Origin of the sequence: Actinoplanes sp. NPDC020271, from assembly GCF_044388125.1 — a bacterium.
Taxonomy (GTDB): domain Bacteria; phylum Actinomycetota; class Actinomycetes; order Mycobacteriales; family Micromonosporaceae; genus Actinoplanes.
On record NZ_JBIRWQ010000022.1, the window covers coordinates 35,564 to 49,376 of the forward strand.

The following is a 13,813-nucleotide window of genomic DNA, read 5'->3' on the forward strand; positions in this document are numbered from 1 at the left end:
GCGAATCTAACCACCGACCGGCAGCGGGCGACGCGTGGCACCCACCGTCCTACCCGTTTGAGCCTTCCATCATCCCGGTGTCCAGTTGCGGAACCGTCAGGGGGCTTGCGGTCTCGTTTGGGTTCGGCGGTCCAGCGGTGTCAGAGTGCTTGACGTGACTGCCACCGCCTTCGGTCCCGCTGAGCTGCTGCACCGGCTGCGCGCCCGGAGCAGCTCGGCCGCGCAGTCCCCGATCACGCACGTCGAGCAGGTCACCGCCCGGGCCGGCCGGGTCGCCGAGTGGCCGGCCTGGGCCGACCCGGCCACCCGCGACGCCTTCGTCGGCCAGGGCGTCACCGCGCCCTGGGCACACCAGGCGGCCGCCGCCACCCTGGCCTGGCAGGGCGACCACGTGGTGCTGGCCACCGGCACCGCCTCCGGCAAGTCGCTCGCCTACCAGCTGCCCGCGCTCACCAGGCTGGCCACCGACCCGCGAGCCACCGTGCTCTACCTGGCGCCGACCAAGGCGCTCGCCGCCGACCAGTTGCGCAGCCTGACCCGGCTCGGGCTGGACGGGGTGCGCCCGGCCACCCTCGACGGCGACACCCAGCGGGAGGAGCGGGAGTGGATCCGGCAGCACTCCCGGTTCGTGCTGACCAACCCGGACATGCTGCACCACGCGCTGCTGCCGGCCCACAACCGCTGGGCGATCTTCTTCCGCCGCCTGTCATATGTGGTGATCGACGAGTGCCACGCCTACCGCGGGGTGTTCGGCTCACACGTGTCGCACGTGCTGCGGAGGCTCCGCCGGGTCGCCGCGCGGTACGGCAGCGACCCGACCTTCGTGCTCGCCTCGGCCACCTCGGGCGATCCGGCCGGCAGCGCGTCCCGGCTGATCGGCGCCCCGGTGACGGCGGTGACCGACGACGCCTCGCCTCGCGGCGCGATGACGTTCGCTCTGTGGGAGCCGCCGCTGCTGCCACCCGAGCCGGCCGAGCCACCGACGTTCGTGCCCGGCGCCCGGGCGTCGCCCGAGGCCGAGCTCGACCTGGAGAACATGCCACCGGTCCGGCGGTCGGCGCTGCGGGAGACCGCTGACCTGCTCACCGACGCTGTCGTGGCCGGCACCCGCACGCTCGCGTTCGTCCGCTCCCGCCGCGGGGCCGAGGTGGTCGCCACGGTCGCCCGGCGCTCGCTGGACGAGGTGGTGCCCGGGCTGGGCGCGCGGGTCGCGGCGTACCGGGGCGGATATCTCCGCGAGGACCGTCGCGCCATCGAACGCGCACTGCTCTCCGGTGAGCTGCTCGGTCTCGCCTCGACGAACGCGCTGGAGCTCGGCGTCGACCTGGCCGGGCTGGACGCGGTGCTGATCTGCGGCTGGCCCGGCACCCGCGCGTCGCTGTGGCAGCAGGCCGGCCGCGCGGGACGGGCCGGCGGGGAAGCGCTCGCGGTGCTGATCGCCCGGGACGATCCGCTGGACACGTACCTGGTGCATCACCCGGAGGCACTGTTCGGGCGCCCGGTGGAGGCGACCGTGCTGGACCCGGCCAACCCGTACGTGCTGGGCCCGCAACTCTGCTGTGCCGCCTCCGAAGCGCCGCTGACCGAAACTGATCTCGAACTGTTCGGCGGTGCCGCGGCCCGCGCCACCATCGGCGCCCTGGTCGAGCAGGGCGCGCTGCGGAAACGGCCGTCCGGGTGGTACTGGACCGAGCGCGGCCGCCCCGACGTTGACCTGCGCGGCACCGGCGGCGCCCCGGTCCAGGTGGTGGAGGCGTCGACCGGGCGGCTGCTGGGCACGGTCGACCACGGGTCGTCGCACGTCATGCTGCACGAGGGCGCGGTCTACCTGCACCAGGGCGTGACCTACCTGGTGGACGAGCTGGACCTGGAGGACGCGATCGCGCTGGTCCACCAGGAGGAGCCGGACTGGACCACGCACGCCCGGGACGTGACCGAGGTGGCCGTGGTGCACGTCCGGTCGTACGTGGACGCCGGCCCGGTCGGCCTGTTCCTCGGCGACGTGGACGTGACCAGCCAGGTGGTGTCGTACCAGCGCCGTCGCCTGGGCAGCGGCGAAGTGATCGACACGCGGCCGCTGGACCTGCCCGTTCGCGAGCTGCGCACGGTCGCCGTCTGGTTCACCGTCTCCCCGCAGGCCCTGGCCGCCGCCGGGGTCGAATGGGCCGACGTGCCGGGGGCGCTGCACGCCGCCGAGCACGCCGGCATCGGGCTGCTCCCATTGATCGCGACGTGCGACCGCTGGGACATCGGCGGGCTGTCCACCGCCAATCACCCGGACACCGAGGCGCCGACCGTTTTCGTCTATGACGGGCATCCCGGCGGGGCGGGTTTCGCCGAGCGTGCTTACTCGACGGCGGCGGCGTGGCTGCGGGCGACCCGGGAGGCCATCGGCTCGTGTGGGTGCGAGAGCGGATGCCCGTCGTGCGTCCAGTCCCCGAAGTGCGGGAACGGGAACAATCCGCTCGACAAAGCCGCGGCGGTGCGGGTGTTGGCGACGGTGTTGGACGCGCTGCCGCCCGACTGAGGCGCCCGCCGCGTCGTGTTCTCCGGCGCGGCCGGGCCACGTCTTGCTCAACCGGGCCAGGCCGCCTCCTGCTCAACCGGGCCGGCTCGAGCAGCAGCCGCCGCCTTCAACGCCGACGAGCGCACCGACACCTCCGCCCGCACGATCACCTCCAACGCGCTGACCTGGCACGACGTCAGTCGAGCCCCGTTCGCCTCGGCATACTGCCGGGCAGCCGCACACGCCACTTCCGCCCCTTCGATGGCCCGGCCCGCCCCGGCGAGCGCCGCCAGATCGGCAGCGTTGCGGGCCACGTGCCGAGCCACCCGGGCCGCCCCCGCCATCGCCCCGGCAATCCCGGCCGCGACCAGGAACAGCCCGACGGCCAGCACGAAGATCGACGCCGCGCCGCGATCCCGGCTCTGCCGCGCCATCACCCGGCTCCCGGCTCGCGGGCCGCTACCGCGGTGGCCGTCACCGCGATCCCCGGCAGGTGACTGCCGAGCACGCTGACCTGCACGGACACCGTCACCGTGACGCTTTCTCGATCCCCGCCCACCCGGATGTCAGCCCCGTCCGGTGCGATCCGGGCCGCCACCGACGACGTATCGCCCCGAGCCTCGGCCAGCGCCGCCTCCCGGGCCGCGTCGAGGCACTGCGCCTTGGCGACCATCGACGAGACCGCCGTGATCCCGGCGAAGAGCAGCAGCATGAGCGCCGGCAGCCCAGCCGCGAGTTCGGCGGTGAACGCACCCCGGTCCCGGCCGGGCCGCCGGCGCCACCTCACCTCAAGCCCTCGCTCACTTCAGTGACCTGGTGATCAGTGCGGTCAGCGCGGTCTGCACGCCGGCGCTGTTCACGACCTTGTAGAGGAGCATCGCGAAGGCCGCAGCGGCGAAAGTGCCGACCGCGTACTCCGTAGTGCTCATCCCGGCGTCCGCCGCCGCGGTGCGCAAGCGCTGGACCGCTGTGACGAATAGCTGCACGTGCTCCTCCTGGTTTCTCCGGACGCGGCCTGACACCGCGCCCTGGTTCCGCCCCCGGCCGGCACCTCTCCGGACCGGGGTTCCGGCGACGCCACGATCCGCGGCCGCCGGGATTTCGTGCACGACGCGAGCCGCGCCGCGCACTGCTCAGTGGGCTCGGCGCAGAACCGCGCCGACTGCCGGCCTGGCCAAGGCCACGCCCGCACGACCGCTGCCGACCCGTTCACAACACCTGGTCAAGTACTCCGACCAGGACCGGCATCAGCCCGGCGAGCAGAAAAGCCGGCAAGAAGCAGAGCCCCAACGGCAGCACGATCAACACCCCGGCCCGTTGCGCCGCCGCCTCGACCGCCACCGCACGGTCCGCCCGCAGATCACCGGCGAGCCTCTCGAGTGCGACAGCGAGCGCGCCACCGCTCGTGCTGGATCGCATCGCCGCGGCGGTCAGCCGCTCGGCCCCGGTCACGTCGGCCAGGTGTGCCCAGGCCTCAGCCGGTCCCGCGCCGAGCTGTAGGGACCGGGCGGCCCGCTGCATCCGCGTCCCCAGCGGCCCGCCGAGCGCGTCGGCCACCGCGCCCGCCGCCCGATCGACCGGCGCACCGGCTCGCAGCGCCGCGGCCAGCAGGTCCGCGCCGAGCGGCAGGTCGGCCAGCGCTTCCCGGCGCTCCCGCCGGACGTCGGCCGGGTCCTGGCGACGCAGGAACCGGTCGACGCCGAATCCGGTGACCACCCCGACCGGCACACCCCACCAGCCGCCGACCAGGCCGGCCACGCCGACCCCGGCGAGCGCAGCGATCAGGACCTGGTGGCGCCGGTCGTGCTTTCCTGGTGACGCCTTCACCACCTCGCCGGAGGTCATGCCGAGCCGACCGAGCCTCCGCCCGGCTCGCCGGTGTCGCAACACCGGCATCGCCGCCAGCATCCCAGCCGAGATCACGAGCACCCAGGTCACGGCCATGCCTCGACCACCTCCACCGGTAGCGGCGGGACGGCCGGACATGAATCGGCCACCTCCACGAGACGCGGCAAGGTCGTCGCAGGGGGCTCGGCCGGCGCTTCGCAGGCGGTCGACGGGGATCGGGCCCCGACCAGCGCCGCCACACAGCACACGCGCAGCGGAACCCGCACCGGCCCGCCCGGCCGCAGTACCGCCGCAGCCCCGCACGCCGTCCCCATCAGCGCGCCCCTTCGACGAGACGCCGCGCCCACCACAGCCCGGCGCACTGCAGCAGCACGGCCGCGACCGCGCAGGCCGCGCCCAACGGCGTATGCAGAAGGACGTGGAGTGGTCTTGCCCCGATCGAGTAGCCCAGACCGATACCGCCCACCGGCAATGCCGCCAGCAGCAACGACGTCGCGTGCGCACCGGCCGCCTGCGCGGAGGCCGAAGCCGCGGCCCGGTCAGCGGCCCGCGCATCGGTCTCGATCCGCTCCAGCAGGTCGGCCGCCGGTGCGCCGGTGCGTTCCGCGAGTCGCCACACGGCCCCGGTCAGTCCGCCGATCCGCCTGTCGCCGTCGAGCGCCCCGGCCGGGACGGTCGCCGGCGGCAGCCCCGCCCGCAGGTCGGCGACCGCTCCGGAGAGCCCGGCCAGCGCCGCCGCGCGCCCGGCCGCGACCTGCTTGCGCCGGGCTCGGCGAACCCATTCGGCCGTCCCGAGCCCGGCGTAGGCCGCACCGATCAGCGCCGCCACCGGCCCGCCGGCCAGCAGCCCGGCCAGCGCGGCCACCGCGGCAACACCGAGCACGCCGCGCCGCCCGAGAGCAGCCACCCCAGCGACGTCGAACATCTCGCGCCACCTGAAGCCGGTCGCCGAGGCGACGCCGGACGTTCCGCACCGCTCCGGCACGCGGAACCACGGCAGCCCGCCGAGCCGGCACGCCTGACGGTCACCGGAGAGCCTCGCCAGTGCCCCGGCGCGCGGCCACCCGAGCGCCACCACGCAGCCGAGCAGGCACGCGATCAGCACCGCGGTCACGACGTCTCCAGGGCTGGCGGCACTCGCACCCCGCGGTCCAGCAACATCCGCCCGAGAAGCCCGGCACCCGCACCAGCCCCGGAGTGTCGTTCCCACGCCGGCACCACGGTCGTGAGCCGGGACTCGCCGGACGGCACCAGCACGCTGACCGATTCGAGCACCCGCCCGTTCGTGGTCCGCCGGAGCTGGAGCACCACCTGCAGCGCGGCCAGCACCTGGGCGTGCAGCGCGGCCCGGGGCAGTCCGCCGAGCAGTCCCAGCGCCTCCAGCCGGGCGGGCACGTCCCCGGCCGTGTTGGCGTGCAGCGTCCCGGCCCCGCCGTCGTGCCCGGTGTTGAGCGCGCCGAGCAGGTCGACGATTTCCGCGCCGCGGCACTCGCCGACGACCAGCCGGTCGGGGCGCATCCGCAACGCTTGGCGGACCAGGTCGGTCAAGTTGACGACGCCGGCGCCTTCCACGTTGGCGGTCCGTGCCTGCAGGGCGACGACGTGCGGGTGCACCGGGCGGAGTTCGGCCGCGTCCTCGACCAGGACGATGCGTTCGGTCGGCGGCACCAGCCCGAGCAGGGTCGCCAGCAGGGTGGTCTTGCCGCTGCCGGTGCCACCGGTGACCAGGTACGCCAACCGGGCCGCCACGATCCCCTCCAGCAGCGCGGCCACGGACGGCAGCACCGTCCCGTGCGTGACCAGGTCACCGAGACTGAACGGCCGCTGCCGGAACGTGCGCAACGACAGGTACGGCCCCTGGGTCGCCACCGGTGGCAGCACCGCGTGCAGCCGGGTGCCGTCGGGCAGGCGCGCGTCCGCGTACGGCTGCCCGTCGTCGAGTCGCCGCCCGCACGCCGCAACGAGTCGCTGCGCCAGCCGCCGGACGTCCGCCGCCTCCCCCAGCCGCACCGCCGCCCGTTCCAGCCCCGCACCCCGGTCCACCCACACCTGCACCCCGTTGACCAGTACGTCGGTGACCGAGGGGTCGGCGAGCAGCGGCGCCAGTGGCCCGGCCCCGATCAGTTCGTCCCGCACCTGGTCGGCGAGGCGCAGCACGGCCCGGTCGCCGAGCACCCCGTTCTCCCGCCGGACGGCGTTGACGACGGCGGCCGGGGTGGCCTCGACCCCCTCGTACGCGAATTGCCTCCGCACCCGATCCACCACGCTCACGCCGTCACCGCCCGGGTGCTCATCAGTTCGTCGATCAGTCGCCGGCACAGCTGGGCGAGCTGCCCTTTGGCGTCCGTCGTCGGTGGTTTACCGAATTCGAGGCCCTGGCACATGGCCGGTTCCGGGCGCAGCGAGCCGGCCAGTGGCAGCCCGAGCGTGTGGGCGATCTGCCGTGGTTTGAGGTTCCCGGGTGCCGGACCGCGGACCACCAGCGCGACTTCGTCGCAGTGCGGCCGGATCTGGGCGAGCGTGCGCGCGGCCGACGCGGTGGCGCGCAGCTCGGCCGGTACGACGAGCAGGGTACGGTCGGCGGCCTGCAGGGCGAGCACGGCGGCGTCGTCGAGTTGCCGGGGCAGGTCGGCGACGATCACGTCACGTCCGCGCTGGGCGGCGTCCAGGGTGGCGGCCATCGCCTCGGCGGGCACGCCGCTGAGCTCTTTCCGGTCGAAGGAGAGCAGCACCAGGTCGCCGCGGTGGGGCAGGGCGCCGAGCAGGGCGGGCGGGTCGACCCGGCCTCCAGCGTCGGCGAGCCCGGGCCAGCGCAGGCCGCTCACTTCCTCCCAGCCGAGGACCAGGTCGAGGCCGCCGCCGAGCGGGTCGGCGTCGATCAGCAGGGTCCGGTGCCGGGCGTCGACGGCCATCGCGGCGAGCCCGGCGGCGAGGATGCTGGCGCCGGCACCACCGCGCCCGCCGATGACCGCGACGGTCCGGGAGATCACCGGCGGGCGTGGCCGGCCGGTGAACTGCTCGATCAGCCATGGTTCGGCCTCGGGCAGCATCACGATGTTGTCGGCGCCGAGCGGCTCGACGGCGGACCAGACCTCGCCGGCCGGTGCGCCGCGAGCCACGATGATCACCCGGGATCGGCGTGGCAACCGGGCGCGCAGGCAGGGTACGGCCTGGTCGGCGCCGATCAGCACGAGCGGCGACAGCAGGAAGCGGGGCCGCGCGGCGGCGGGGTCGGAAGCCACCTCGACCTCGTTGCCCGCGGCGGCGGCCAGCCGCAGCAGGTCGTCGAGCAGGTCGGAGTCGGCGGTGACCAGCAGTGGGCGGGACGGCAGGGGCATCGCGGTCTCCCATGGATGCGCACGATTGGGCCCGCTCAACCTCCCGGCCGGGTGCACGCCGCGGCAATCGGCGGCGCCGCCGGCTGTGGACAACTTCGGACGCTGTGGAAAACACCTCCGCGGCGTTGGGATCTGTTAGGGCGCCCACGTTCGCTACAGCCCGAGTTGGGTATGTTGTGCCGACACGGACCGATGGAGTTTGCATGGATAACTCGATCCGGACCACGCTCGCGGACGACGGCACGGTCACGGTCACGGTGATCGGCGAGATCGATTACTCCAACGCCGACGAGGTGGCCGAAGGCATCCGGGATGCCATTACCGACTGGTCGCCGCCGACCGTCCTCGTGGATCTCCGCGATGCGTCCTTCATCGACTCCACCGGTCTCGGCGCGCTGATCGACGGCTACCGCACCGCCACGGAGAGCGACATCCGGTATCTGGTGGTCAACCCCAGCCCGACCTTCCGGCGTGTTCTCACCGTGACGGGGCTCAACGAGTTCTTCGGGTTGATCGGGGCCGGCGACACCGGCGCGGAGGCGTCACGGGCCACCGGGGCGTGAAGGGAACGACCCCCGCCGGGGGAGACGGGGGTCGTCCTGGGATTCGGCTCCGGGGGGGTCGAGCCGAATCACTCGGTGGTACCGCGGGGGGCGCGGCCACCGAGGCCTGTATCAGTGATGGGCCATACCATGAAGGTCTACAGGACGCGACGGTAACAACACTATTCCCCATCGCAAAGATAAGTCTGCCTCAGACTAGGGCGGCAGTCGAGTACTGAATGTAACTTGATGCAAGGTCCCTGCCCGTCTGACCGTTTTCACTACGCGTCACGGCAATCGGGTGCCCGCGTGCGAGCCCGTTGCGGCTACACTTTCGGCCCGTGGGCCCCAGCGCCGCGTTTTTCGACCTAGACAAGACCGTCATCGCCAAGTCCAGCGCCCTGGCCTTCGGACGGCCGTTCTATCGCGATGGCCTGATCAGCCGGCGTGACGTGGTGAAGTCCGCCTATGCACAGCTGATGTTCCGGCTCGGCGGCGGCACCGACGAGCAGGCCATGGCGCGCACCCGGGACTATCTGGCCGCCCTGTGCAAGGGCTGGCGGGTCGAGCAGGTGCAGCAGATCGTCGCCGAGACGCTCGACGAGCTGATCAATCCGTATGTGTATGCCGAGGCTGCCGCCCTGATCGCCGAGCACCAGGCCGCCGGCCGGGACGTGGTGCTGGTCTCCGCCTCGGGTGACGAGATGGTCCGCCCGATCGGCGAGCTTCTCGGCATCCACGACGTGATCGCCACCCGGATGGCGATCGTCGACGGGCGCTACAGCGGCCAGGTCGAGTTCTACGCGGCCGGTCCGGCCAAGGTCGTCGGCATCCGCGAGCTGGCCGCCACGCGGGGTTACGACTTGAGCCAGTGCTTCGCCTACTCGGATTCCAGCAGCGACCTGCCCATGCTCGAAGCGGTCGGCCATCCCAGCGTCGTCAACCCGGACCGCGCCCTGCGCCGCGTCGCCGTCGAGCGCCGCTGGCCGGTGCTGGAGTTCCGCCACCCGATCGCCCTCGGCAAACGCCTCCGCGACCGCCCGGCCGTCCCGATCACCGCCGCCGCACTCGGCGTCGGCGTCGGCGTGGCCATCGGCTTCGCCCTCTACGGCCGCCACCGCCGCGCACGCGCCGCCGTCGCCTGACGATCAACTTCAAGGTCTTCATTGCCCCTCTCCGCCGGGGTACAGACCGTCGCTCCCGCGGGGACCCTTCCGGTCTGAGCAGGGGCGCGGGGCGCCCCTGAACGCTCAGCCCGCAAGGGCGACGTCCGTGGGTGCTCCCGGTCAGGGCACCGAACCCGTCCACAGCGCCCGCCCGTGGCGAAGCTCCGCCCGTCGCAGCCCGCGACGAAGTTCCCGGGCCACGATGGTGCCGCGACCAACAGCCCAGCTCGTGACCCCCGACCGGCAAGCGCACGACGAACACCGCTCGCGCCACACCTCGCCGGCCGCGGACGTCACTGCGGCACCGGGCGGCGCGCGCCGTGGACGGGTCTTCTGCTCTGACCGCGCCCCGCCACGGAGGCCGCCCTGGAGGGCCGAGCGTTCTGGGCGCCCCGCGCCCTGCTCGGCCCGGAAGGGTCCCCGCGGGAGCGGCGGAGGGCGACCACAGCGGAGATCGGACCTGAGGCTCCTGAATTTGATCTTGCAGTGCAATGACCAGCACAAATGGCATTGGTCTGAGTAATTGCGGATCGCCAGATTTGCCGGGCTGAAACCTGGCGATCTTGCCGGGAGCGGCGTAGAAAAGAGGCACGGAGCCAACGAGAAATCGGTTCGGCCGATCAGATCGGGCACCGTGCACGGCCACCGGGAACCCACGCGCGATCAGCCACGGCAGGCACGTTGCGACGGGACCAACGCCACAGGTGGTGCTTCCGCCTCCATGGGGATCATCGCCACCAGGCTGCTGGACTGTCGACAACGACCCAGGTGCACGCTTGATAACCCGGTCCGGACGCGCGAAGCCGGCGCCCCCGCGAGGGACGCCGGCTCTTTACCGTTCAGTCGCCGCTGTCCGGTGCCGGTTGCGAATCTCCTGGTAGACAGCGCGGAAGACGATCGGGCGGGAGTGGAAGTCCACCCCTTTCTCCCAGAGCTCGGTGTTGACCGTCTCGCCGTCGAGCCGCTCCAGCAGCACGGTGTTGCCGCTCTCGATCTCCCACGGGCCGAGCCGGTGCCGGGCGCGGTGGAGCCGCACGCCGCCGATGTCGCGCCAGCGCATGACCCGGGAGCGCAGCAGGCCGCGGATCAGCACGCCGTCCGGGCTGACGTAGACGCCGAGTTGCAGGATCCGCCAGGCGCCGACGACCCAGACCGCGGCGAGCAGGCAGGCGACCACCCGCACACCGTGCCCCATCAGGTCGAACTGCCGGACCGAGGCCCAGCTCAGCATCGCCAGCGCGACGGCCTCCCACGCGATGACCAGCCAGCGTCCGGAGCCGGGCTCGTACGGACGCACCCAGTTGTCAGCCACCCGCAAAGTATGCGACGCCTATTCGATCTCCGGTCACACCGTCGCCAAGACTTGGTCACCGATAGTAGTGATCTCCTCGGCGCCGGCCGTGATCGCCGCCGCGTAGTGCCGCAGCCAGGAACGGACACCGTCCGGCGTTCCGGTCGCGTAGGCGCCGGCCGAGCCCACGTATTCCGGCTCGCGGGCGAGGTGCCCGGCCTCGACGCCGACCAGGCCGCGCGGGTCGAAACCGCGGCCGATCAGGGTGAGCCGGGCGGCGGCGCGAGCGACCACCCCGGCCGGGCCGGCGAAGGGGCGCAGGGTGATCAGCTCGGCGTGCACGATCGCGGCGAGCAGCAGCGGCGGGGTCTCCTCGTTGCCGGCGATCAGCCCGGCCAGCGCGTCGATCCGCTCGGCGCCGCCGGTGAGCCGGCCCAGCTGATCGGCGGGGAGCACGCCGCGGGCGGCCAGGACGTGCAGTTTGGCGAGCACCTGACGGGGTGCGCGGGGCCAGAGGTCGACGAGGCCGCCGAGCCCTTCGGCGACGCGCAGGGCGCCCTGCAGGACCGGGTCGGTGACGGTGCCCGCGCGGACGTCGTCGAGGTCGTGAACGTTGCCTTCGAGGGCAGCGCTGGCGACGGCGGCGCGCAGGCTGGCCTCGGCAGCGACCTGACCGCCGTGCCGGCGCAGGGCGCGGTGCCGCATCGCGGTGTCGACGCTGTCCCGCGCCGCGGCCAGGGCCGGGGCGACGTCAGCAAGATCGAGCAGGGGAGCTAGTGGATCCACCCGAACACGGTAACCGGTAAAACGGCCGAAACACGGGGTGCACAAACACGAGTGGAACTGGCAAGATTCGCGCAGGACCGATCACGTACGCGTCACTCGGCGCGCACATGACACCGCCCGGCGCGCACCTTCGCTGAGTGCCGCCTGCCCGAACTACTGTGCAACAAAAGAGACCCCGGTCACGGCAGAGGAGCCGCCCCTCATGAGTGAGACCCTGGAGAATTTGTCCACTGAGACGCGGAAGTTCCCGCCGTCCGCCGAGCTTGCGGCCGCCGCCAACGTCAAGGCTGAGGCCTATGAGGAGGCCGCCACCGACCGGCTCGCCTACTGGGAGCGTCAGGCCGAGCGGCTGAGCTGGGCGAAACCGTGGAACCAGGTGCTGGACTGGTCCAACCCGCCGTTCGCGAAGTGGTTCGTCGGCGGTGAGCTGAACGTGGCCTACAACTGCGTCGACCGGCACGTCGAGGCCGGCAACGGCGACAAGGTCGCCATCCACTGGGAGGGCGAGCCGGGCGACACCCGGACCGTGACGTACGCGGATCTGCTGAAGCTGGTCTCGCAGGCCGCGAACACGCTGACCGAGCTGGGCGTGACCGCCGGCGACCGGGTCGCGATCTACCTGCCGATGATCCCGGAGGCCGCGGTCGCGATGCTGGCCTGCGCCCGGATCGGCGCGACGCACAGCGTGGTGTTCGGCGGTTTCTCGGTCGAGGCGCTCGCCACCCGCATCCAGGACGCCGACGCCAAGGTCGTGATCACCGCCGACGGGGGTTACCGGCGTGGCAAGCCGTCGGCGCTGAAGCCGACCGTGGACGAGGCCGTGGCCCGCTGCGAGAGCATCGAGCACGTGCTGGTGGTCCGCCGCACCGGGCAGGAGGTCGCCTGGACCGGTAAGGACAAGTGGTGGCACGAGACGGTCGAGCAGGCCAGCCCGGAGCACACGGCGCAGCCGTTCGACGCCGAGCACCCGCTCTTCATCCTCTACACCTCGGGCACGACCGGTAAGCCGAAGGGCATCCTGCACACCACCGGTGGGTACCTGACGCAGACGTCGTACACGCACAACGCGGTCTTCGACCTGAAGCCGGAGACCGACGTCTACTGGTGCACGGCCGACATCGGCTGGGTGACCGGCCACTCCTACATCGTCTACGGCCCGCTCTCCAACGGCGCCACCCAGGTGATGTACGAGGGCACCCCGGACACCCCGGACCGTGGCCGCTTCTGGCAGATCGTCGACAAGTACAAGGTGTCGATCCTCTACACCGCGCCGACGCTCATCCGCACGATGATGAAGTGGGGCGACGACATCCCCGCCAAGTACGACCTGTCCTCGCTGCGGGTGCTGGGCAGTGTCGGTGAGCCGATCAACCCCGAGGCCTGGATGTGGTACCGGGAGCACGTCGGCCACGAGCGCACCCCGGTCGTCGACACGTGGTGGCAGACCGAGACCGGCGCCGTCATGATCTCGCCGCTGCCCGGGGTGACCGAGACCAAGCCCGGTTCGGCCATGACCCCTCTGCCCGGCATCGCCGCGGACGTGGTGGACGACACCGCCACCCCGGTGCCCAACGGCGGCGGTGGTTTCCTGGTGCTGACCGAGCCGTGGCCGTCGATGCTGCGCACCATCTGGGGCGACGACCAGCGCTTCCTGGACACGTACTGGTCGCGGTTCGGGGCCGGGGCCGGCAACGGCGACGAATGGATCTACTTCGCCGGTGACGGCGCGAAGAAGGACGAGGACGGCGCGCTCTGGCTGCTCGGCCGGGTCGACGACGTCATGCTGGTCTCCGGTCACAACATCTCCACCACCGAGGTGGAGTCGGCGCTGGTGTCGCACCCGGCGGTGGCCGAGGCGGCGGTGGTCGGCGCGACCGACCCGACGACCGGTCAGGCGATCGTCGCGTTCACCATCCCGCGCGGCAACGTGGCGACCGACGGTGACGCCGGCGAGGAGCTGATCAAGGAGCTGCGCAACCACGTGGCCAAGACGCTCGGCCCGATCGCCAAGCCGCGGCAGATCATGCTCGTCACCGAGCTGCCGAAGACCCGTTCGGGCAAGATCATGCGGCGTCTGCTGCGTGACGTGGCCGAGAACCGGTCGCTGGGCGACGTCACGACGCTGCAGGACTCGACGGTCATGGACCTGATCAGTTCCGGTATGAAATCGGCGAAGTCCGAAGACTGACGTTCTTCTATAAGGGCTGGTAGCGGAGGCGCTACCAGTCCTTTTGTCCTTTGTGCATATTGGCGCGATATGCCAAGGTCATAACACGTAACCGTTGGAGATCAATCTCCTGTGCGAACCCCGAACATCAGTTGGTTTGCATACGTTC

General features: G+C 72.2%; 13 protein-coding genes. 4 read left to right on the top strand and 9 right to left on the bottom strand.

Features of this window, described 5'->3' with window-relative positions:
* The first annotated feature begins 145 nt into the window (after positions 1 to 145).
* On the top strand, positions 146 to 2,527 hold the full coding sequence (locus tag ACH442_RS35330; protein ID WP_396342417.1) for a DEAD/DEAH box helicase: 2,382 nt from the start codon (positions 146 to 148) through the stop codon (positions 2,525 to 2,527).
* 47 nt (positions 2,528 to 2,574) lie between these two features.
* Here the strand turns inward: ACH442_RS35330 and ACH442_RS35335 are convergent, their stop codons facing one another.
* From ACH442_RS35335 to ssd, 7 genes are all read right to left on the bottom strand, one after another.
* Entirely contained in the window at positions 2,575 to 2,940 is a 366-nt protein-coding gene (locus tag ACH442_RS35335; protein WP_396342418.1) for an Rv3654c family TadE-like protein, read from the bottom strand.
* Positions 2,940 to 3,293: a TadE family type IV pilus minor pilin gene (locus tag ACH442_RS35340; protein ID WP_396342419.1), complete on the bottom strand. Its 354-nt coding sequence runs from the start codon at positions 3,291 to 3,293 to the stop codon at positions 2,940 to 2,942. The genes ACH442_RS35335 and ACH442_RS35340 overlap by 1 nt, the downstream gene beginning before the upstream one ends.
* Before the next feature lie 13 nt (positions 3,294 to 3,306).
* Entirely contained in the window at positions 3,307 to 3,492 is a 186-nt protein-coding gene (locus ACH442_RS35345) for a DUF4244 domain-containing protein (RefSeq protein ID WP_396342420.1), read from the bottom strand.
* Positions 3,493 to 3,715: 223 nt separating this feature from the next.
* Positions 3,716 to 4,351, bottom strand: coding sequence for a type II secretion system F family protein (locus ACH442_RS35350; protein ID WP_396342519.1), 636 nt, complete (start codon positions 4,349 to 4,351; stop codon positions 3,716 to 3,718).
* Positions 4,352 to 4,667: 316 nt separating this feature from the next.
* A complete protein-coding gene (locus ACH442_RS35355; RefSeq protein WP_396342421.1) occupies positions 4,668 to 5,468 on the bottom strand; it encodes a hypothetical protein in 801 nt (266 codons plus the stop codon).
* Positions 5,465 to 6,625, bottom strand: a complete 1,161-nt coding sequence (locus ACH442_RS35360) for a TadA family conjugal transfer-associated ATPase (RefSeq protein ID WP_396342422.1) — start codon at positions 6,623 to 6,625, stop codon at positions 5,465 to 5,467. The genes ACH442_RS35355 and ACH442_RS35360 overlap by 4 nt, the downstream gene beginning before the upstream one ends.
* Complete coding sequence (ssd, locus tag ACH442_RS35365) at positions 6,622 to 7,692, bottom strand: septum site-determining protein Ssd (protein WP_396342423.1); 1,071 nt, start codon at positions 7,690 to 7,692, stop codon at positions 6,622 to 6,624. The genes ACH442_RS35360 and ssd overlap by 4 nt, the downstream gene beginning before the upstream one ends.
* A gap of 203 nt (positions 7,693 to 7,895) precedes the next feature.
* Here ssd and ACH442_RS35370 point away from each other — a divergent pair, with 203 nt between their 5' ends.
* Positions 7,896 to 8,255: an STAS domain-containing protein gene (locus ACH442_RS35370; RefSeq protein WP_396342424.1), complete on the top strand. Its 360-nt coding sequence runs from the start codon at positions 7,896 to 7,898 to the stop codon at positions 8,253 to 8,255.
* Between the two features lie 320 nt (positions 8,256 to 8,575).
* Positions 8,576 to 9,379 carry an HAD family hydrolase gene (locus ACH442_RS35375; protein ID WP_396342425.1) on the top strand — a complete coding sequence of 268 codons (804 nt, stop codon included), beginning with the start codon at positions 8,576 to 8,578 and terminating at the stop codon, positions 9,377 to 9,379.
* Between the two features lie 853 nt (positions 9,380 to 10,232).
* Here the strand turns inward: ACH442_RS35375 and ACH442_RS35380 are convergent.
* The gene (locus ACH442_RS35380; protein ID WP_396342426.1) at positions 10,233 to 10,712 is read right to left on the bottom strand and encodes a PH domain-containing protein; all 480 of its coding nucleotides are present in this window, start codon (positions 10,710 to 10,712) and stop codon (positions 10,233 to 10,235) included.
* A gap of 33 nt (positions 10,713 to 10,745) precedes the next feature.
* On the bottom strand, positions 10,746 to 11,477 hold the full coding sequence (locus ACH442_RS35385; RefSeq protein ID WP_396342427.1) for an oxidoreductase: 732 nt from the start codon (positions 11,475 to 11,477) through the stop codon (positions 10,746 to 10,748).
* Between the two features lie 202 nt (positions 11,478 to 11,679).
* Here ACH442_RS35385 and acs point away from each other — a divergent pair, with 202 nt between their 5' ends.
* Positions 11,680 to 13,665, top strand: a complete 1,986-nt coding sequence (gene acs, locus ACH442_RS35390) for an acetate--CoA ligase (RefSeq protein WP_396342428.1) — start codon at positions 11,680 to 11,682, stop codon at positions 13,663 to 13,665.
* Positions 13,666 to 13,813: the final 148 nt, after the last annotated feature.